This window comes from Chitinimonas sp. BJB300, assembly GCF_002735695.1.
Classification (GTDB): domain Bacteria; phylum Pseudomonadota; class Gammaproteobacteria; order Burkholderiales; family Chitinimonadaceae; genus Chitinimonas.
In genome coordinates this window covers 1-18,215 of record NZ_PDZH01000088.1, presented here as the reverse complement: position 1 = coordinate 18,215, position 18,215 = coordinate 1, and the positions used below count along the sequence as shown (strand labels likewise).

At 53.4% G+C, this 18,215-nt stretch carries 17 protein-coding genes; 13 read left to right on the top strand and 4 right to left on the bottom strand.

Annotation, left to right across the window (positions count from 1 at the left end):
* Positions 1 to 166: 166 nt before the first annotated feature.
* Positions 167 to 679 (bottom strand): glutaredoxin family protein, encoded by a 513-nt coding sequence (locus CSQ89_RS14875; protein ID WP_099406921.1) that lies wholly within the window; start codon positions 677 to 679, stop codon positions 167 to 169.
* 191 nt (positions 680 to 870) lie between these two features.
* Between CSQ89_RS14875 and CSQ89_RS14870 the strand changes: the two genes are divergently transcribed.
* From CSQ89_RS14870 to recG, 3 genes are read left to right on the top strand one after another with little or no spacing between them, the layout of a single operon-like run.
* Positions 871 to 1,761, top strand: coding sequence for a Rossmann-like and DUF2520 domain-containing protein (locus CSQ89_RS14870; RefSeq protein ID WP_099406920.1), 891 nt, complete (start codon positions 871 to 873; stop codon positions 1,759 to 1,761).
* Positions 1,758 to 2,453 (top strand): tRNA (N6-threonylcarbamoyladenosine(37)-N6)-methyltransferase TrmO, encoded by a 696-nt coding sequence (tsaA, locus tag CSQ89_RS14865; protein ID WP_099406919.1) that lies wholly within the window; start codon positions 1,758 to 1,760, stop codon positions 2,451 to 2,453. Before CSQ89_RS14870 ends, tsaA begins: the two co-directional genes overlap by 4 nt.
* Positions 2,450 to 4,480 (top strand): ATP-dependent DNA helicase RecG, encoded by a 2,031-nt coding sequence (gene recG, locus CSQ89_RS14860; RefSeq protein WP_099406918.1) that lies wholly within the window; start codon positions 2,450 to 2,452, stop codon positions 4,478 to 4,480. The genes tsaA and recG overlap by 4 nt, the downstream gene beginning before the upstream one ends.
* Before the next feature lie 68 nt (positions 4,481 to 4,548).
* Here recG and CSQ89_RS14855 read toward each other — a convergent pair whose 3' ends face one another.
* Entirely contained in the window at positions 4,549 to 6,033 is a 1,485-nt protein-coding gene (locus CSQ89_RS14855) for a hypothetical protein (RefSeq protein WP_158229005.1), read from the bottom strand.
* A gap of 1,648 nt (positions 6,034 to 7,681) precedes the next feature.
* On the bottom strand, positions 7,682 to 9,037 hold the full coding sequence (gene xseA, locus CSQ89_RS14850; protein WP_099406916.1) for an exodeoxyribonuclease VII large subunit: 1,356 nt from the start codon (positions 9,035 to 9,037) through the stop codon (positions 7,682 to 7,684).
* 558 nt (positions 9,038 to 9,595) lie between these two features.
* Here xseA and CSQ89_RS14845 point away from each other — a divergent pair.
* From CSQ89_RS14845 to CSQ89_RS14800, 10 genes are all read left to right on the top strand, one after another.
* Positions 9,596 to 10,204, top strand: a complete 609-nt coding sequence (locus CSQ89_RS14845) for a MotA/TolQ/ExbB proton channel family protein (protein WP_099406915.1) — start codon at positions 9,596 to 9,598, stop codon at positions 10,202 to 10,204.
* A 3-nt stretch (positions 10,205 to 10,207) separates the two neighbouring features.
* The gene (locus tag CSQ89_RS14840; RefSeq protein ID WP_099406914.1) at positions 10,208 to 10,621 is read left to right on the top strand and encodes an ExbD/TolR family protein; all 414 of its coding nucleotides are present in this window, start codon (positions 10,208 to 10,210) and stop codon (positions 10,619 to 10,621) included.
* 217 nt (positions 10,622 to 10,838) lie between these two features.
* Positions 10,839 to 11,861: a tetraacyldisaccharide 4'-kinase gene (gene lpxK, locus CSQ89_RS14835; protein ID WP_099406913.1), complete on the top strand. Its 1,023-nt coding sequence runs from the start codon at positions 10,839 to 10,841 to the stop codon at positions 11,859 to 11,861.
* 51 nt (positions 11,862 to 11,912) lie between these two features.
* Positions 11,913 to 12,098: a Trm112 family protein gene (locus tag CSQ89_RS14830; RefSeq protein WP_099406912.1), complete on the top strand. Its 186-nt coding sequence runs from the start codon at positions 11,913 to 11,915 to the stop codon at positions 12,096 to 12,098.
* The gene (gene kdsB / locus CSQ89_RS14825; protein WP_099406911.1) at positions 12,095 to 12,862 is read left to right on the top strand and encodes a 3-deoxy-manno-octulosonate cytidylyltransferase; all 768 of its coding nucleotides are present in this window, start codon (positions 12,095 to 12,097) and stop codon (positions 12,860 to 12,862) included. The genes CSQ89_RS14830 and kdsB overlap by 4 nt, the downstream gene beginning before the upstream one ends.
* An 89-nt stretch (positions 12,863 to 12,951) precedes the next feature.
* Positions 12,952 to 13,608 carry an adenylate kinase gene (gene adk / locus CSQ89_RS14820; protein WP_099406910.1) on the top strand — a complete coding sequence of 219 codons (657 nt, stop codon included), beginning with the start codon at positions 12,952 to 12,954 and terminating at the stop codon, positions 13,606 to 13,608.
* Between the two features lie 70 nt (positions 13,609 to 13,678).
* Positions 13,679 to 14,119: a VOC family protein gene (locus CSQ89_RS14815; RefSeq protein WP_099406922.1), complete on the top strand. Its 441-nt coding sequence runs from the start codon at positions 13,679 to 13,681 to the stop codon at positions 14,117 to 14,119.
* Entirely contained in the window at positions 14,098 to 14,718 is a 621-nt protein-coding gene (gene trhA, locus CSQ89_RS14810; protein ID WP_099406909.1) for a PAQR family membrane homeostasis protein TrhA, read from the top strand. The genes CSQ89_RS14815 and trhA overlap by 22 nt, the downstream gene beginning before the upstream one ends.
* Positions 14,719 to 14,816: 98 nt before the next feature.
* On the top strand, positions 14,817 to 15,386 hold the full coding sequence (locus tag CSQ89_RS14805) for an SRPBCC family protein (protein WP_099406908.1): 570 nt from the start codon (positions 14,817 to 14,819) through the stop codon (positions 15,384 to 15,386).
* A 77-nt stretch (positions 15,387 to 15,463) separates the two neighbouring features.
* Positions 15,464 to 16,723 (top strand): 6-phosphofructokinase, encoded by a 1,260-nt coding sequence (locus CSQ89_RS14800; RefSeq protein WP_099406907.1) that lies wholly within the window; start codon positions 15,464 to 15,466, stop codon positions 16,721 to 16,723.
* Positions 16,724 to 16,942: 219 nt separating this feature from the next.
* Here the strand turns inward: CSQ89_RS14800 and CSQ89_RS14795 are convergent, their stop codons facing one another.
* Positions 16,943 to 17,698 (bottom strand): substrate-binding periplasmic protein, encoded by a 756-nt coding sequence (locus CSQ89_RS14795; protein ID WP_199065576.1) that lies wholly within the window; start codon positions 17,696 to 17,698, stop codon positions 16,943 to 16,945.
* Between the last annotated feature and the right edge of the window lie 517 nt (positions 17,699 to 18,215).

The window sequence follows — 18,215 nt, the reverse complement described above, 5'->3', positions numbered from 1 at the left end:
GCGAACGGTTGGGTGACCAATTGCTGTCCAAACAACGACGGGGGCGCGAATGCCCCCGTGTCGTGAAAAAGCCGCCGTCGCGTTATCCGGTCAAACAGCTCTGCGTTGTTAAGTGAACGGCATTACCCGGAAGTCGGGGCTTTTTGCATCGTACAGAGAATGAGACTCAGGGCTTGGTGGTTGACTTGTCGGCAGGTGTTGCCCCCGCTTTCAACGTTGGATCGGGCGTCTTATAGCCCGCTTCATCCAACGCACTGGCCCAGGCGCCAGCATTGAACCCTGTCAACGTCTTGCTGCCGACCTGCAATACAGGCACCGTGGCAGAGCCGACTAGCTTCTTCAGCAAATCAAAGTCGGTTGCGCTTGCTTCCGGGTTACGCAGGCTATAAGCAACCCCACGCTTACTCAACATGCTGCGCGCGTCGTCACAAGACTGGCCACAGCTGTTGGTCCACAACGTGACGGGATTGTTACGCATCGCCTCGCGGGTATTGAAGTTACCCCCGCTGGTATCCACCACATTGGATTTGATGTCACGCTTTTGCGCCTGCTGATTGGTAGGCGGCTGATCAGAAAAGACAATATTGCCAGATGCATCCTTCCACTGATACACACTGGCGGCATAGCTCAAAGGCGAGAGCACAAGCAAGGTAAAGGCAAGAAGAAGTAGGCGTGGCATAAAGAACTCCAAATCAAAACGAAAATGACAATGGAACTGTACGGGAAGCACTTTTCCCCGTCATATGTGCATTGTAAACAAGCTTATTAAACTTGCTGGTGTCACTTGGCCTCTAAACAATCAAGCGGCTTGCAGACAGTTGGTATTGCCTGCGCATGCGATAATCCCGCATCACATTGCCTTCCATCAGTATGCGCCTTCCTACTCTTAATCTGCTCGGCCCTGGGCGACTAGGCCGCAGTCTAGCCTATCTTTGGCAGCAAACCGGTGTTTTGCAGATACAAGACATCGTTAGCCGAGACATCACCCATAGCCAGCAAGCCGTCACATTCATAGGTGCTGGCCACTCTTGCGCACTCGACAACATCAGGCCTGCCGACTTTACGCTGGTTGCCACCTCAGATGACGTCATGGCGGATGCGGTTGCAGCGTTGGCAGCCAAAACCAAGCTACGCAAAGGCGATGTGATATTCCATTGCAGCGGCGCTTTACCCAGCACTCTATTGATACCACTGAAAACAGAGGGTGTAGGAATTGCCAGCATTCACCCGCTGGCCTCCTTTGCCACACCAGAAACAGCAGTAAAACAATTCAGCGGTACCTTTTGCGGTTGTGAAGGCGATGCAGCCGCGCTTACTCGCTTGGGACCGATATTTGATGCGATAGGGGCACAACGCTTCATAGTGGACCCTGCTCAAAAAACCCTCTATCACGCAGGGGCGGTATTGGCCTGCAACGATCTGGTCGCCCTTATGGAAGCAGCGCTGCGTTGCATGGCAGCAGCTGGCATAGCCCGGGACATTGCTTGGCAAGCTTTGCGGCAAATGGCGATGGGAACGCTAAACAATCTGGACAACCTAACACCCGCCCAAGCGCTAACCGGGCCCATTGCCCGAGGTGATGCCACCACCGTAACGCGGCAGATGGCTGCCACGCAGGCACTAGATGCAAATGTAGCTGCCACTTATCGCACATTGGGCCAAATGGCGATGGAACTGGCTGCCAGCCGGCCAGTCGACCAGGGGAGGCTTAACCCGAATCAAATAGCCGCCTTGCAACAAGCCCTGAGGCAGGAACCATGACCACTTGGCCCATGCAGACGATCGGCATCATCGAAAGCTGCTTCAAGGAAAAATTCGCGATTCCACGTCAACCCGGCCTCTCGCCCTCAGCGGAAGCGACACTTACCCTGCTCCCTCCGTTCAACACACCCGATACTGTTCGTGGCCTGGAACAATTCAGTCACGTCTGGCTGATGTTCATCTTCCACGAAACAGCTGTGCAAGGTTGGCGGGCCACTGTACGGCCACCCAAGCTCGGTGGTAATCAGCGTATAGGCGTGTTTGCGACCCGTTCCACATTCAGGCCCAACCCAATCGGGTTATCAGTGGCCAAGCTGGCAGATATTGATACCGAGAATGGTGTACGCATCCACCTGCATGGCGCAGACCTGCTCGATGGCACCCCCATCATCGACCTCAAGCCTTATCTCGGTTACGCCGATGCCATTGCCGGTGCCTCAAATGGCTATGCCGATGCTGGCAATTCAACACTGCCCGTACACTTTTCAAACGAGGCGGAAGTACAGTTGCGGCAATTGCAGGGCAGACACCCAAAATTACGCAGTCTGATCACTGAAGTCCTGGCGCAGGACCCACGCCCAGGCTATGCCGACGACCCTAACCGCGAATACGGCATGGCGTTATATCAACTCAATATCAAATGGCATTGCGACACCACCGGTGCATTTGTCACGACCATCGAGCCCGCATGAAGCCCGATTTCAACAAGATTCCGAAGGCTGTGTTGGACAAGCTGCACAAGCTGGGCCTGAAGCAACCGCTCGACCTTGTACTGCATCTGCCACTGCGCTACGAAGACGAAACCCACCTCTACACCATTGCCGATGCCCTTGCCGGCAGCCCAGTGCTGGTCGAAGGCGAGGTAATGCACGCGGAAGTCACCTACAAGCCTCGTAAACAGCTCGTAGCGCGCATCGAAGACGCCAGCGGCGAACTCTACGTACGCTTGCTCAATTTCTACCCCAACCAGCAACAGGTGCTGGCGGTGGGCCGACGGGTACGCCTGCTCGGCGAGATTCGGCGTGGCTTTTTTGGCGAGGAGATGGTCCACCCAAAGATACGGGTAGTGGGAGACAGTACAGCGCTCGCCGAAGCGCTGACTCCCGTCTACCCCACCGTAAACGGCCTCTCGCAACCCACCTTGCGCAAGTTCATTGCCCAAGCGCTTGAAGGGCAGGTACTGGTCGATACCCTGCCTGCTACCCTGCTACGTGACTTGGGTTTGATGGGTTTTGGACAAGCCGTGCAGCTTTTGCACCATCCCACACCAGATATCCCCACCCGAGCCCTTAGCGAACGCATGCACCCCGCTTGGCTGCGGATCAAGTTTGACGAACTGCTGGCGCAACAACTATCGATGCGCCTCTCCTATCAGCGCCGGCACGAGCAAACGGCCCCGGTATTAAAGGCCAAAGGGCAATTAGCCCAGCAACTCATCGCCAGCCTGCCCTTTGGCCTGACGGGCGCGCAAAGTAAGGTACTGGCCGAGATACGCCACGACCTTGGCTCACCGCACCCCATGCAGCGACTTTTACAGGGCGATGTTGGTGCGGGTAAAACCATTGTCGCGGCACTGGCTGCACTCGACGCCATTGAAGCGGGCTACCAAGTCGCGTTGATGGCCCCAACGGAAATCCTGGCAGAGCAACACTATAAGAAACTATCCAGCTGGTTGGCCCCACTGGGGATTGAAGTCGCATGGTTGGCCGGCTCGCTCCGGCCCAAAGCCAAGGCTGCCGCTATCACCCAGGTGGAAAGCGGTAGTGCGCAGCTGGCTGTCGGTACCCATGCGCTATTTCAGGACTCGGTTGCCTTCACCCGACTGGGCTTGGCCATTGTGGACGAGCAACATCGTTTCGGCGTACACCAGCGGCTCGCCTTACGCGGCAAAGGTGGCTCCCCTCACCAGCTGATGATGTCGGCCACACCCATTCCCCGCACCCTGGCGATGAGCTATTACGCCGACCTCGACGTCAGCATCATCGACGAACTGCCACCCGGCCGCACCCCCATCAAAACGCGCTTGGTCAGCGATGCTCGCCGCGAGGAGATGATCGAGGTCGTACGCAAGGTATGCAGCGAAGGCCGGCAAGCCTATTGGGTCTGTCCACTCATTGAAGAATCCGAAGCGCTGGAGCTGCAAACTGCGGAAGACACCCATGCAGCATTGTCTGAAGCCTTGGCCGAATACGCGGTTGGGCTGGTGCATGGCCGGCTCAAGTCTGCCGAGAAGGCGGAGATCATGGCCGCATTCAGCCGAAATGAAATCCAGGTGCTTGTAGCCACCACGGTTATCGAAGTCGGCGTTGATGTGCCCAACGCAACGCTGATGGTGATTGAACACGCGGAGCGGATGGGCTTGGCCCAATTGCATCAACTACGTGGCCGGGTGGGGCGTGGTGCGCTGGAGTCAAGCTGTGTGCTGCTGTTTGCCAGCCCGGTAGGCGAAGTAGCAAAGCAACGCCTCAAGGTTATCTTCGAGACCACCGACGGCTTTGTCATTGCCCGGGAAGACCTGCGTATTCGAGGACCCGGCGAATTCCTCGGGGCACGTCAATCCGGCGTGCCTATGTTGCGGTTCGCCGACCTGGAACGCGACACCGACCTATTGGAACGTGCTCGTGATGTCGCAACCGATTTATTAGCCCGTGCACCACAGGTTGCAGAAGCCCATCTGCAACGCTGGCTGGCCGGGCGCGAGGAACTGCTGAAAACTTAAAAACCTGCTCACGATCTCACTATAAGACCGTGAACAGGTTCTTACATCTGCCCTACTCAGGGCAAAACTTACTTGCTGGACAACTTGAACAACTGTTCCACGACTGCCGTCAAAGGCTGGCTGCGGTTACGTGAAGCATCGACAGCCAAGCTAGTCCAGTGTGCGGGGAATGGATCACGTGTATTCCACCTGTCGGTAGGGTTGGGAGACGTAATAGCACGCTCAGTTCGAGGCGGTGTCCACAGGAAGTCCGGGTGACGGTTGGTATACCATTCGCCACCAATGATGTTGCCTTTGGCATCCAGCTCCAAGTCATACATGTAAGAGACCTTAGTGATGGCATCGTTATCTGGACCATCCGTTTCAGCATGCGAAGGGTCAGTTTCCGCGATGTAGTTCAGGTCCATTTTCACGCCAACAATGTTCACCGCTGTATTGCTGCGATGAGTCGTAAACTTGTCGCTGGAATAGTTGGCGCGGGCAATCATGGCTTCTCTAGCCGTGTTGTAAGCCTTACCAGTTTGCGGATTGAAGTAGGTATAGCTGTAACCCAATACCGGCTGATTCCATACTTCGTAATCGTAAGTGGCATCAATCACGAAGCTGCGCTTGGCAACGCCAATCTGGTTCACCACCACCTGGTGCCAGGTACCCGGATTGGTATCAAAGCAGTTCCTATCGGTGACCCGACCGTTTTGGTCCTTCACAGGATCCCTGATATCGCAACGGCCGCCAATGAAACGATCAGTAGGTCTATCAGTCCTCGCCCATAGCTTGGTACCTAACGCCTTCAAATCGGATGGATAGAACTTGATGGCTTGGCCAGTTGGCGAAGTGACGGTAACTGCGTGCTTTGGCCGTGGCAGCATATAAGCAGCGGCAGCCCAACCCTGGCATATGCCCATCCAACTTTCAACATTGCCGTATTTGTTGAAGTAGTATTCGCCCGATTGCCAACCCTCGCGGGTCAGGTTGAAGCTGCCGTCATTAACTAGCAGGTCATATTTTTCGGCAGGGGACAACAAGTCGGTTTTCAATCCGCTGATGTAGCTGGATACCGGGCTCAATGTATTGGCGTAGTTCCAGTAGTCTTTCCAGGTCTTTGGATTGTTGCTACCCACCTTAGGGTCGCCGTAACGGTAGCTGATCGAGCCGTTGTAGAGCGGCCAGTAGGTGTCCGACCATGGTTGCTTATTTAGCTTGGCACTGGTCAAGCGACGCCTATCCATCTGGTTGATGTTCTTGATCAGCCAATCACCGTTGTCCACCAAAAGAGCTGGGTCATCGTTTTCTCTTGCAATGGCATCTCTTAGAACACCAGGTTTTTGCACGCCATTCAGTAATTGGGAACGTACTGCATTTTTGCTTTCAACAAAACTACCCGATTGGATTGCTTGTGGTGAAAACTTGGGGATTGATTTTACTGCATAAGGTGCAACACCTGTCTTAACAGGTATTTCGTCCATCGTCTTTTTTGTGTCGTGGTGGAAGCGTTGCAAATAGTCGCTGATAGCCTGCTGCTCGGATTGAATTACTTCAGCAAAGACTGGCAAGGAAAGTGCTACTGTAATTGCAGTAAGACAAAACTTCGCTTTGTTCTGTAACATAATTACCCCTTCATATTAAAGCAATTAAGTTGGACGCAACTTTCCATGGCATTGAGAATGTACAATGCCAAAAAATAAACAAGGCCTATGCCATGGTAAATGCGCGTCTCTTTAAATCAGGCTTTGGGTTTTTCTACTACAAGTAACCAAACAACTGGCCTTTCAGCTTTTTGGTTGACGATCAGACTTCAATTTCGATGACAAAATATCAATCCAATCAATTACACAGATTGCTATATGCAGAACTAACCAATACCCTACAATTCGACTTTCTAATTTGCACACTTCCCCTACCTTTAGAAGCTTGCATTTCAAATAGGCTAGATCTGCAATAACAATAATTCCCAACTAACAATCGTTCAGTCCAGGAATAACTACAGCCAAAATAACATTCAGCTGTACAGAAACATTTCAATCTTAGCTATAAATAACGCTGGTCATGGTGACTAAAACCCGCTTCAGGTCATCTAAAACTGATTCAACACATTGTCGGTTGCAATTAGCATCGCTAAAAAATCCTGATACTGAACCTACTCGCAGTACTCTTGTACTACCTAGTATTGGCAAGCCTTACGTTGATTTTTTAAACCTGTTCAGAATCTTACTGCACTTCACTCGGTTGACGGTTGCTCGCGGCAGATCGTAGGCACGTTTAATCCCAGCAGGAAACGGGAGAGACACCATTCCGGTATTTTTCAAACACATCTCTCTTATAGAGACTTTCGTTTTGCTGCGTTTTTTAAGTGGTCCTATACCCCCTGGGCTCAAGTAAATTTTGCCGCATGCGGGCGTACGTCACAGTAGGTGTTCTACCAAGCACGTATTGGTAATCAGTTTAGGGTAAGGGGTTTTTAGACGATGATTCGGTAAAAAATATAATCAAACTCATCAGCAGCCATAGCTTTCTTATGTGTACCTATTCTCTCTTGTGCATAAGTATGCCGGACAAGCCTATCAACAAGACAAACAATAATATGCTTGCTGCGCTATTAAATACGAATTTCAACATTGATCGAATCTTTCCTCTTCATCTGTTACGGCGCAACCGAAGCAATATTACTAATTTGGTTCAGTAGGCAATTCATCCGAACAGATTATCTTTCTCTGAGTTCGTACATAAGTTGAAAAGATTCTTCCCTAATCAATACATTAATGACAATGGCGTATTCCCGTATTGTGCAAATCAAATTTTTACCAAACTGATAGCACAAAACCAACGACGGTCCGCTACAAATTTAATTGGATAATCCTGCTCACTTTCCAGGCAGGCACTCATAACTTGTAATGACGTCCAGTGTTTGCACCCTTTGACAGATATTATAAGGGCTACACAACCATGATATAGCGCTCGCCAAAGCGCTTTACCATCCCGCTTGTTTTCGGATGAATTGGAATGGCATTATTAAAATGTGATCAATGTCGAGTGCATTATTCACAATCTCTTAAGTGTCCATTCAACGTTTCGCGAGTCAACCCGAGAAAAAGCAAAAACGATGGGAGTTTTATTAATAGCCCTAAGCATACCCAGGACATATTTGACATAGCATGGCTATGCGCAACAAACCTTGATCCTATTCCCTACCAGATCCGACTATCAGAACAAGTTTCCTTGCTCTACAGGGACATCGCCTACCACTACACCCGCTTCACTTTGCGCAAAACGCAGGCGTAACTTCTGGCCGTTGCGTAAACCCGCGGCCTCGCGCACCAGCTTGCCATCAGTGGTTTCAACCAAGCTGTACCCACGACCCAATACCGCTGTGGGATTCAGCGCCTCCAATCGTGCCGCCACCGTAGCCAGCTGGGCGGCGGCTCTACTTTGCTGTCCCTGTACGACAAACCGGCGCCGTTGCTGCAACACAGCCAGCTGGGTACGTAAACCTGCCAAGCCAGGTTTGGCATAGCTATGTTGTTGACGCAGATTAAGCAATTGCCAACGTTTCTGCTCCATCACTCTCGCCATGCTTCGACGCAAGGCTTGCGCAACATCCTGCAATTGCAGGGCTTGACGCTTCAGACGTTCCCCCGGATGGACCAACCGCCGACTCATATAGTCGAGCCGCTGCATACAGCCTTCCAATTGCTGACGGAACAGTCGTTGCAAACGCTGATGCAACTGCTTGACTGCCGCTAACTGGGATTCCCGGTCCACCGATACCAGTTCCGCCGCCGCAGTTGGCGTGGGGGCACGCACATCAGCCACAAAGTCTGCAATTGTGAAATCCGTCTCGTGCCCAACACCACTCACGACCGGAATGGTGGAAACCGCAATGGCACGCGCCACCAACTCCTCATTAAACGACCATAGGTCTTCGATACTCCCCCCGCCACGGCACAGAATAAGCACATCGACTTCGCCACGCGCATTTGCCTTGGCCAGCATGGCTGCAATGGCGTCCGCAGCCCCCTCGCCTTGCACAGGCGTAGGGTAGAACACGACAGGCACATGCGGAGCGCGACGCCGCAAGGTGGACAATACGTCACGCAGGGCCGCCGCCTTGGGCGATGTGATAACACCTATCGCTCGAGGGTTGGCGGGCAATAGACGCTTACGTGCCAGATCAAACAAGCCTTCTGCTGCCAAGGCCAGCTTGAGTTTCTCAAAAGCCTCAAACAACGCGCCAAGGCCTGCCGGCCGCATGCTTTCGAGGTTCAGCTGATAATCGCCACGCGCTTCGTAAAGCGTCACCACAGCCCGCGCCTCAACCTTCATGCCTTCGCGCAACTTGAAGGGCAGCAGCATGGCCCGATTGCGAAACATCACACAACGCACCTGCGCACCAGCATCCTTAAGAGACAAGTAGCAGTGCCCGCTGGCGGCAATAGTCAGGTTGGATATCTCACCACTCACCCAAAGTAGCGGCAGTTCACTTTCCAACAGACGCTTGACTGCACGATTAAGTTCGCTGACCGACCATACCGGGGTCACGCTTGACAGCATCTCGTTCATTTGGTCTCACAAGAGATTTCATCCACATTGGCAACCAAAGTCTCGGCATTGTGGAAAATTGCTACATTGGCGTTACAGAGAAAGCTTAAATTATTGATTTAAAACAACATATAATCATTGCCTATTTTTTAATCAACTCAGCAAAATGCAGGTTTTTAGGGGCTTGCCGGATCGAATCGCACACTTGCCCACAAACTTATCCACAACTCATGTGTACAACCACGACCAGCCAGTACCTACGGGGGTTTGGAACTAAAGACCTGCGCATTGTCTTAGCATCTGTTCATCAATCAGTCGCGAGCAGCCATCCACAAGGTGAAGCGCAGCGCAGAAATCAGCTTACAGAACACCAAACTGCCAAAGCGCTTTACCAACAGAAGTTCGCCGCCTCGTATACAAATGTACATTCAGCTTTCTGCATTGCACCTGGCCCTGCCAAAGAATGTCCGCTACAGACTTTGAACATGTACGAGGAAGTATGCGAATGTCTTGCCGGGTACAACCAGCACAGCTAAAGTTACGCGGTTTTTCGCCAACACCCAACCGGGTAGGATATTCATGTTCGCCATCATCCAGGCTGCCGGCTGGCCAATCTACACGATCATTTTCGCGTCAATCGTAGCCCTTGCCATTATTATTGAGCGTCTTGTGAGCCTACGCCGCTCACAGGTATTACCGGAAGGGCTATTGGCCCTCACCGTACAAGAGCTGAAAAAGAGTGGTGTCACGCCCGACATGCTCTCACGTCTGCAAGCCAACTCACCATTGGGCCGAGTCTTGGCTTCAGGGCTGAAGAACGTTAAAAGCACGCGTGAAATCATGAAGGAATCGATCGAAGAAAGCGGTCGTGCCGTCGCGCATGACCTCGAACGTCTGCTTACCACACTCGGCACCATTGCAACGGCTGCGCCGCTTCTTGGACTGTTGGGTACCGTGATCGGCATGATCGAAATCTTCGGGGCTCAGTCTCCCACCGGTGGCGCAAACCCCGCCACACTGGCCCACGGTATTTCGGTCGCGCTGTACAACACCGCCTTCGGCATCATCGTCGCTGTACCTGCACTGGTCTTCTATCGCCACTTCCGTGGCACAGTAGATAGCCTGATCGTCGAAATGGAACAGCAGGCCATCAAACTGGTGGAAGTTGTTCATGGCGAGCGGGGTTGAGCAATGAACTTTCGTCGCGGCAGACACCGGGAAGAACCTGAAATCAACTTCATTCCGCTGATTGATGTGATGTTGGTGATCCTGATTTTCCTGATGGCCACCACCACCTATTCGAAGTTTGCCGAATTGAAGATCGCCCTACCAACCGCCAATGCTGAAAAGCAGGAAACCAAGACGCAGGAAGTAGAGATTTCAGTCGCTGCGAATGGCAGCTATGCCATCAATGGCAAGCATATCAACTACGAGAACCCAGAAGCATTGGCGGCAGAACTGCGTGGTGCAGCGAATGGCCAGGAACCTGTCATCGTTATCAGCGCCGATAGCGCCACTACCCACCAGTCGGTTATCAATGTCATGGAAGCGGCACGCATTGCTGGCTATGGTAAGTTGACTTTCGCCACGCAGGCTCCACACTAACCATCTTCTGAAAACCTGCCTAAGAACCTGTCAATCTAAAGTCTCGCGAGCTAGGGTAAGACAAGGCGGAAACGTCCTAGGAAGCGGAGTTTACAAGTGGTAGATGAGCATTCCGAGCGCGTTTTCAACGCCGATTGCTGACACGTAGCAGACTTCAGACAGGTTCTAATACCCATTCCCGCTAACAAGCGGGAATGTTTTTTTGTAGAGCCACTGCATGCATACACCGGCCTTTTGGCAAAACCGCTTTCCTGCCACCCTGTTGCTCCCACTGAGCTGGCTGTTTGGCGCACTGGCAGCGAGTCGACGCACGCTCTTTCGGCTTGGCTGGTTACACAGCGAGCGGATAGCAGCTCCGGTGGTGGTGGTGGGTAATATCACAGTAGGCGGTGCAGGTAAGACACCAACAGTACTCTATCTGGCTCAGGCCCTACGCCAGTCTGGTTTGCAAGCCGGCATCATCAGCCGTGGCTATGGCAGCAGTGTGGATGGGATAGCCGAGGTCCCGCCAACGGGTACAGCAAACCAATTCGGCGATGAACCTTTGTTGCTCGCCCGTAGCAGCGGCTGCCCGGTGTTTGTGGGTCGTGACCGAATCGCAGCCGGTAAGGCCTTGTTGGCAGCCTACCCCGCTACAGACTTGATCCTCTGCGACGATGGCTTGCAGCACTACCGCCTGGAACGTGACATAGAAATCGTCGTCATCGATGGCCAACGCGGTCTGCAAAATGGCTGGCGTCTACCCGCCGGTCCTTTACGGGAACCGGTCAGCCGACTGGGCACAGTGGACGCTATCGTGTTCAACGGTGACGTTAAGCAGCCCTTGGCCATACCCCACGATAAAGTCCCGACATTCCAAATGCAGCTATTGCCGGGGCAGGCCTATCGTCTCAAGGCCAGGGAAGAATGTCGCCCGCTGGCGAGCTTTGCCGGGCAAGATCTGGCGGCCCTGGCGGGCATAGGCAACCCTGCCCGTTTCTTTGAAACCTTGCACAATGCTGGCTTGCAGGCGGTGAAGGCATACCCTTTTTCCGACCATCATGCCTATAGCGCAACAGATCTCGCCCAGATCAAAGCGGATATTGTGTTCTGTACAGAGAAAGACGCCGTGAAACTCGCCGCAATCCTGCACGATGTTAATATTTGGGTTGTACCGGTTGTAGCGCAGGTTGCCCCCAACCTTGCCGACTGGCTGATTCAACAGCTGAACACCGCTTCCACCCGGCCACGCAGTCAATAACCATCCGCGTGGCCAAGGCACCTCGTGTGCCATTTATTTTTCGGAATCCCCATGGACGCCAAACTACTTGAAATTCTCGTCTGTCCGGTTTGCAAAGGTCTCTTGCATCTCGATAAGGGGCGCCAGGAACTGATCTGCCGGGGCGACCGCTTGGCCTTCGCCATCAAGGACGGTATTCCCGTCATGTTGGAAAGCGAGGCTCGCGAGCTGCCGGCGGATGAGGAAGTGGGCCAGTGAGCTTCGTTGCCCTGATTCCTGCCCGGCTGGCATCGAGCCGCCTGCCCGAAAAACCCCTGGCCGACATCGGTGGTAAACCGATGATCGTGAGGGTGGCAGAGCGTGCCTTGCAAAGTGGTGCCAGCGCCGTGTATGTCGCCACCGATGACCAGCGTATCTTCGACGCTGTATGCGAGCATGGCTTGAATGCGCTGATGACACGCACCGACCACAGCTCGGGCACCGAACGGCTGGCTGAAGCCGCCGACCTATTGGCACTGCCTGACGAGGCTGCCGTAGTGAATGTACAGGGTGACGAGCCGCTGATTGAACCCGCACTGATCAATGCGGTCGCAACAATGTTGCAACACGACCATACCCTGCCGATGACTACTGCATGCCACGCCATTGCTGGCGCTGAAGACATGTTCAACCCGAATGTAGTCAAAGTCGTACTTGACCACATGGGCCGCGCCCTCTACTTTAGCCGGGCACCCATTCCCTATGCCCGCGACGCTTTTATGCGAACCCGCGAGATGTTGCCGGCCAACCTACCGGTTTTCCGGCATATCGGCATCTACGGCTATCGTGCCGGCTTTCTACGTCAGTACCGCAATCTTGCGCCCTGTGCCCTGGAACAGTTCGAAGCATTGGAACAGCTTCGCGTGCTCTGGCATGGGCATGCCATCGGCGTCGCCGTCATCGAGCATGCGCCTGAAGCCGGCGTAGACACACCGGCCGACCTGGAGCGTGTTCGCCAACATTGGGCCACACAGCAGACATAAGCCGCTCACTGCAATGGCGCATTTATTTGCTCGCCTGATTGCAGCCGAAACAATTTAAACAAACCACTTGAAACCAGGACCCTCCTCCAATGCGATTGATTCTTTTAGGCGCACCCGGTGCCGGTAAAGGCACCCAGGCGAACTTCATCAAAGAAAAGTTCGGTATCCCACAAATCTCGACAGGCGATATGTTGCGTGCAGCCGTCAAGGCTGGCACCCCGCTTGGCCTGGAAGCCAAAGCCATCATGGATGCCGGCGGCTTGGTGCGCGACGACATCATCATCGGCCTCGTCAAGGAACGCATTACGCAGCCCGATGCCGCCAAAGGCTTTTTGTTCGATGGCTTTCCCCGCACGATTCCGCAGGCGGATGCATTGAAGGAAGCGGGCGTTGATATCGATTACGTCGTCGAAATCGATGTCCCCGATAGCGAGATTCTGGAACGTATTACTGGCCGCCGCATCCACCAGGCTTCGGGTCGTGTTTACCATGTCAAATTCGCCCCGCCCAAGGTCGAAGGCAAAGACAACGACACCGGCGAAGCACTGGTGCAACGCGATGATGACAAGGAAGACGTCGTCAAAAAGCGCCTCTCGGTCTACCACGAGCAAACCAAAGTGCTGGTCAGCTATTACGGCAAACTGGCCAAATCGGGCGATGCCAAAGCACCTAAGTACATCAAGATCCCCGGCGTCGGTGCAGTTGATAAGATTCGCGATACGGTGTTCAACGCACTGGGCGCTTAAAAAACCGTCTTGAAGAAAATGTTGGTCAAAACAGGCGGCTCATCCGCCTGTTTTCTTTTGGGGCTTGGACTTGCTGACTGGACTTAACCACCTGACCCTGGCGGTACACGACGTGGAAAAGAGCTTTCGCTTCTATGTCGACCTCCTTGGTGCGGAACCACATGCCCGCTGGGATGCCGGCGCCTACCTGAGCATTGGCGATCTATGGCTGTGCTTGTCGCTCGACCTGACGCGGCAGCCCGATACTGCGCCGGATTACACGCATTACGCCTTCAGCACCGACAACTTTTCAGTCACTGCAGCGAGACTACGCAATGCCGGTGTACACGAATGGAAAGTGAACCAAAGCAAAGGTGATTCACTCTATCTACAGGACCCGGATGGACACCGGCTTGAAATCCACGCTGGCGACCTTACTGCCCGCCTGGCAGCTTGCCGCATCGCGCCTTATACCGGCATGGTATTTTTCGAGTCTAACGAGGAGACCATGTGTACTACGGCGAACGCTTAAACAGTCTTACTCATCTGGCCGGTACGCTTTTCAGCATTGCCGGCTTGGTGGTGTTGGTCGTGCTGGCCAGCCAACAGGGCGATCCTTGGAAAATCGTCAGTTTCAGCATCTACGGTGCAATGCTCGTGGTGCTCTATGGTTTTTCCACGCTGTACCACAGTATCCAGCACGTCAAAGCCAAAGCAGTGCTGCAGAAATTCGACCATTGCGCCATCTACCTGCTGATCGCCGGCACTTACACACCGTTCGCCCTGGTCACCCTACGTGGTGGATGGGGCTGGACGCTGTTTGGAATTACCTGGGGACTAGCCCTCTTCGGCATCATCCAGGAACTGACGCTTGGCCGACGTACACGCATATTGTCGATGATTCTTTACGTCGTGATGGGTTGGATGGTCGTGATTGCCATCAAACCACTGATTGCCGCCCTGCCAACCAGTGGACTGGCTTGGTTGGCGATAGGCGGAATTGCCTATAGCGGTGGCATCTACTTTTTTCTTCATGACGAAAAGGTTCGCCACTACCACGGAATCTGGCATCTATTTGTCCTGCTGGGCAGCTTGTGCCAGTACGTCAGTGTGTTGTTCTACGTAGCTTAGCGTCGCTCTGACAAAGATGCACTTAGCCCCACGCAGCCAGGCGTAATTCGTAGTTTCGGACTACAATTGCGGCCGTCTATTGCCTGTCGGGAGCACCCATGCTGCGCCGCTTGCTGATTTCCTCCGCCTGCCTTGCCAGTAGTGCACTTTATGCCGCTGAACCCGCTATTGAGCTGGATGTCACGGTAAAAGCCCCCGTCAGTGCAGTCTGGCAGGCCTGGACCAGTAACGAAGGCATCACCAGCTTTTTTGCGCCTGAAGCGAACGTGGAATCCCACCCGGACGGCCCGTTCCACATCTATATGGACCCCTACGGCGAACCGGGCATGAAGGGCGCAGACACCATGCAGGTGCTGGCGGTCGAACCCGAACAATTATTGTCCTTCACCTGGAATGCACCACCTCATCTAGCCGCAGCGCGGGCACAGCGCACTGTGGTCATCTTGCGCTTTGCACCAGAAGGCGAAGCTACCCACCTGACACTGACGCATTTGGGCTGGGGCAGTACTGGCGAGTGGCCCAAAGCCAAGGCTTACTTCGAAAAAGCGTGGCCAAAGGTGCTGAAGAATCTACAAACCCGTTTCGAAACGGGTAAGCCCCACGACTGGACTGAGTGGCGTGAACAACTCAAGCAATGGCACGCCCAAGAAGCGGCCAAACAAAAATAGAAACCTGACTGCCCCAAGATGGCGACAAAGCCTGTTCGCCAACCATCTTGCCCAGCACATTTCCCTATGGAGTATTCATGAGCATCAAGAACGCCTTTTATGCCCAATCAGGTGGCGTCACCGCCGTTATCAACGCCTCCGCCGCCGGCGTCATTGAGACGGCCCGCCAGCATAGCGGCAAGATTGGCACGGTCTACGCCGGCCGTAACGGCATTATCGGCGCGCTGACCGAAGACCTGATCGATACTTCGCTGGAGAGCGCAACAGATATCGCCCGACTCAAGCACACCCCGTCAGGCGCTTTCGGGTCCTGCCGCTACAAGCTTAAAAGCGTTGAAACCCACAAGGAACAATACGAACGCCTGATTGAGGTCTTTAAGGCCCATAACATCGGTTACTTCTTCTACAACGGCGGTGGCGACTCAGCCGACACCTGCTACAAGGTGGCACAGCTTTCCGAAACGATGGGCTACCCCATCCAAGCTATCCATGTGCCCAAGACGGTGGACAACGACCTGCCCATTACCGACTGCTGCCCCGGCTTTGGCTCGGTGGCCAAATATGTCGCTACCTCGATTCGCGAAGCAGGTTATGACGTCGCCTCGATGTCCAAGACCTCAACCAAGGTCTTTATCCTGGAAGTGATGGGTCGCCACGCCGGCTGGATTACCGCCGCATGCGGGCTAGCCGCCGAAGCAGAAGGCGAAGGCCCACATATCCTGTTGTTCCCGGAAATCGAATTCGACGAAGCAGCCTTCCTGGCCAAGGTAAAAGCCGCGGTGGAAAAATACGACCACTGCGTGATCGGCGTATCGGAAGGCATCAAAAACAAGGATGGCAAGTTCCTGTCTGAGACGGGCTTGAAGGACGCCTTCGGCCATGCGCAACTCGGTGGCGTTGCCCCCACCATCGCCCAACTGGTGAAGGATAAGCTCGGCTACAAATACCACTGGGCCGTGGCTGACTATCTTCAGCGCGCAGCCCGGCATATCGCCAGCAAAACCGACGTGGAACAGGCCTACGCACTTGGCAAAGCCGCTGTAGAGATGGCCTTGGCCGGCAAGAACTCGGTCATGCCGGCCATTCGCCGTTTAAACGACTCACCCTATCAATGGGATATTGTTGAAGCGCCGTTAAGCAAGGTCGCCAACGTAGAAAAATTCATGCCACGCGACTTCATTACACCAGATGGCTTCCACATCACGGATGCCTGTCGCCGCTATCTGTCGCCCCTGATCGAAGGCGAAGACTACCCACCCTTCAAAAACGGCCTGCCCAACTACGTACGCCTACAAAACCGCTTGATTACCAAGAAATTGCCGGAATTCAACGTCTAGAACCTAATTGCCATTGGCTATGCAGCCGTGAGCTAGCGCACGGCTGCTGCGGATGCCATAGCACTTGCCCACTCGTACTAAATATCTGTAACCACCGTTCCTGCTAGAGGATGTCGACACTGGCTTTTTCCGCTTTAGCCCATTCGCAAAGTGTTGTACCTGATTCAAAGCTGAACGCGTCTTTGCTTTGTTTACCAAGTGCTAACTAGAGCACTTAAATTAACGATAATTTGATATGTAGTTGCGCATGATGCGTGCGACATCAATCTTCCGAATGCCCTGCTCCAAGATGGCCGCCAACCTTTGCCCCTCTGCCGTTTTCTTAAAACAAACGTAAAGGTCCTTTTCTTCCAGTAATTTGCTATTGATTGAAAGTTGGCTGGAAACTGCACTAACTTCACGATCGTGCATGATCAGATAGGCAAAAACGTAGGGGTCGATGATAGCCAGGTCGACACGACTATTGGCCAGCTTGAAAAGATTGACGACATCATCGACTGACTTATCCACTCGCTGTTTGCCGCTGGCAACGCGTTGGTCAAACTCCGCTGTATTCACGTAGTCCTGCACCACACCAACTGTCCACTGAGACAGATCCTTAATGTCTTTCCACTGTACTGGCTTATTTTTTCGCTGTGCCAACCCGAGTGGACCTCTGCCGATAGAAGTCGACAACGCGCACCGCTGCTTTACTTCTTCCGAAGAATATTCGGGGAAGTAAGCCATCGTATTGGCATCTTTCTCTGCCATCTTGATGGCGCGTACCCATGGGTAAAATTTGATTCTTACCTCGTAACCCATTGCCTTGAAGGCGGCGCGGACCACTTCACTGCTACCACCTTGGTCTGACAGAGTGCTCCCTGTGTAAGGTGGCCAGTCCAGCGACGCAAAGGTTAGTACCTTGCTGTCTGCGGCCGCTTTAATAAAGCCACTGCACGCCAGCATACCAACCAAAAATTTAAGTAATACGTTCAAGACTGGGCCCCAATGAACACTGCAATGTTGATTAGTGACTCACATGTACATTGCAGAATAGTTCAGCCGAATCGTGCTTACTCTTGAGATGTTGGCTGCTGGATCATTCAAGCCCTACTCACCGCTGATTCAGCAAACAGCCTATAGACCAAGGCTCATGGGAGTGAGACGCTCTCCAGCTATGAAACCTAAGTATAGACATAGGGATTCCGGGTTGAATTGACGCAGAAGGTAGCCACGTAGCAGCGCGGTGAAACAATATAAAAGTCTCGGTCCACAAACATAGTGGGATTGGTAGTTATCATGGCAGCACCTCATGCAGGACCACTGTCCTGCGTGCAGTAAATAGGTCGCGTGATTTACCAATGATGGAGAAAGACTTGCAATACCTGACTGATGTTACGCAGTGCATACGATAACCTGTCGCCATGAAGAACAAAGAACTCGATTTGTACACCGACTATTTGCTGAGCACGTTTGGTGCGGCGACAGCAACGGGCTTGTCGGCGATGGTAGG

What these genes read in the sequence shown, in the direction of transcription:
- adk (WP_099406910.1), top strand. Translation starts at nt 12,952, where the DNA reads ATGCGATTGATTCTTTTAGGCGCACCCGGTGCCGGTAAAGGCACCCAG.
- CSQ89_RS14805 (WP_099406908.1), top strand. Translation starts at nt 14,817, where the DNA reads ATGCTGCGCCGCTTGCTGATTTCCTCCGCCTGCCTTGCCAGTAGTGCA.
- CSQ89_RS14870 (WP_099406920.1), top strand. Translation starts at nt 871, where the DNA reads ATGCGCCTTCCTACTCTTAATCTGCTCGGCCCTGGGCGACTAGGCCGC.
- CSQ89_RS14845 (WP_099406915.1), top strand. Translation starts at nt 9,596, where the DNA reads ATGTTCGCCATCATCCAGGCTGCCGGCTGGCCAATCTACACGATCATT.
- CSQ89_RS14830 (WP_099406912.1), top strand. Translation starts at nt 11,913, where the DNA reads ATGGACGCCAAACTACTTGAAATTCTCGTCTGTCCGGTTTGCAAAGGT.
- lpxK (WP_099406913.1), top strand. Translation starts at nt 10,839, where the DNA reads ATGCATACACCGGCCTTTTGGCAAAACCGCTTTCCTGCCACCCTGTTG.
- xseA (WP_099406916.1), bottom strand. Translation starts at nt 9,037, where the DNA reads ATGAACGAGATGCTGTCAAGCGTGACCCCGGTATGGTCGGTCAGCGAA.
- CSQ89_RS14875 (WP_099406921.1), bottom strand. Translation starts at nt 679, where the DNA reads ATGCCACGCCTACTTCTTCTTGCCTTTACCTTGCTTGTGCTCTCGCCT.
- recG (WP_099406918.1), top strand. Translation starts at nt 2,450, where the DNA reads ATGAAGCCCGATTTCAACAAGATTCCGAAGGCTGTGTTGGACAAGCTG.
- CSQ89_RS14800 (WP_099406907.1), top strand. Translation starts at nt 15,464, where the DNA reads ATGAGCATCAAGAACGCCTTTTATGCCCAATCAGGTGGCGTCACCGCC.
- CSQ89_RS14840 (WP_099406914.1), top strand. Translation starts at nt 10,208, where the DNA reads ATGAACTTTCGTCGCGGCAGACACCGGGAAGAACCTGAAATCAACTTC.
- tsaA (WP_099406919.1), top strand. Translation starts at nt 1,758, where the DNA reads ATGACCACTTGGCCCATGCAGACGATCGGCATCATCGAAAGCTGCTTC.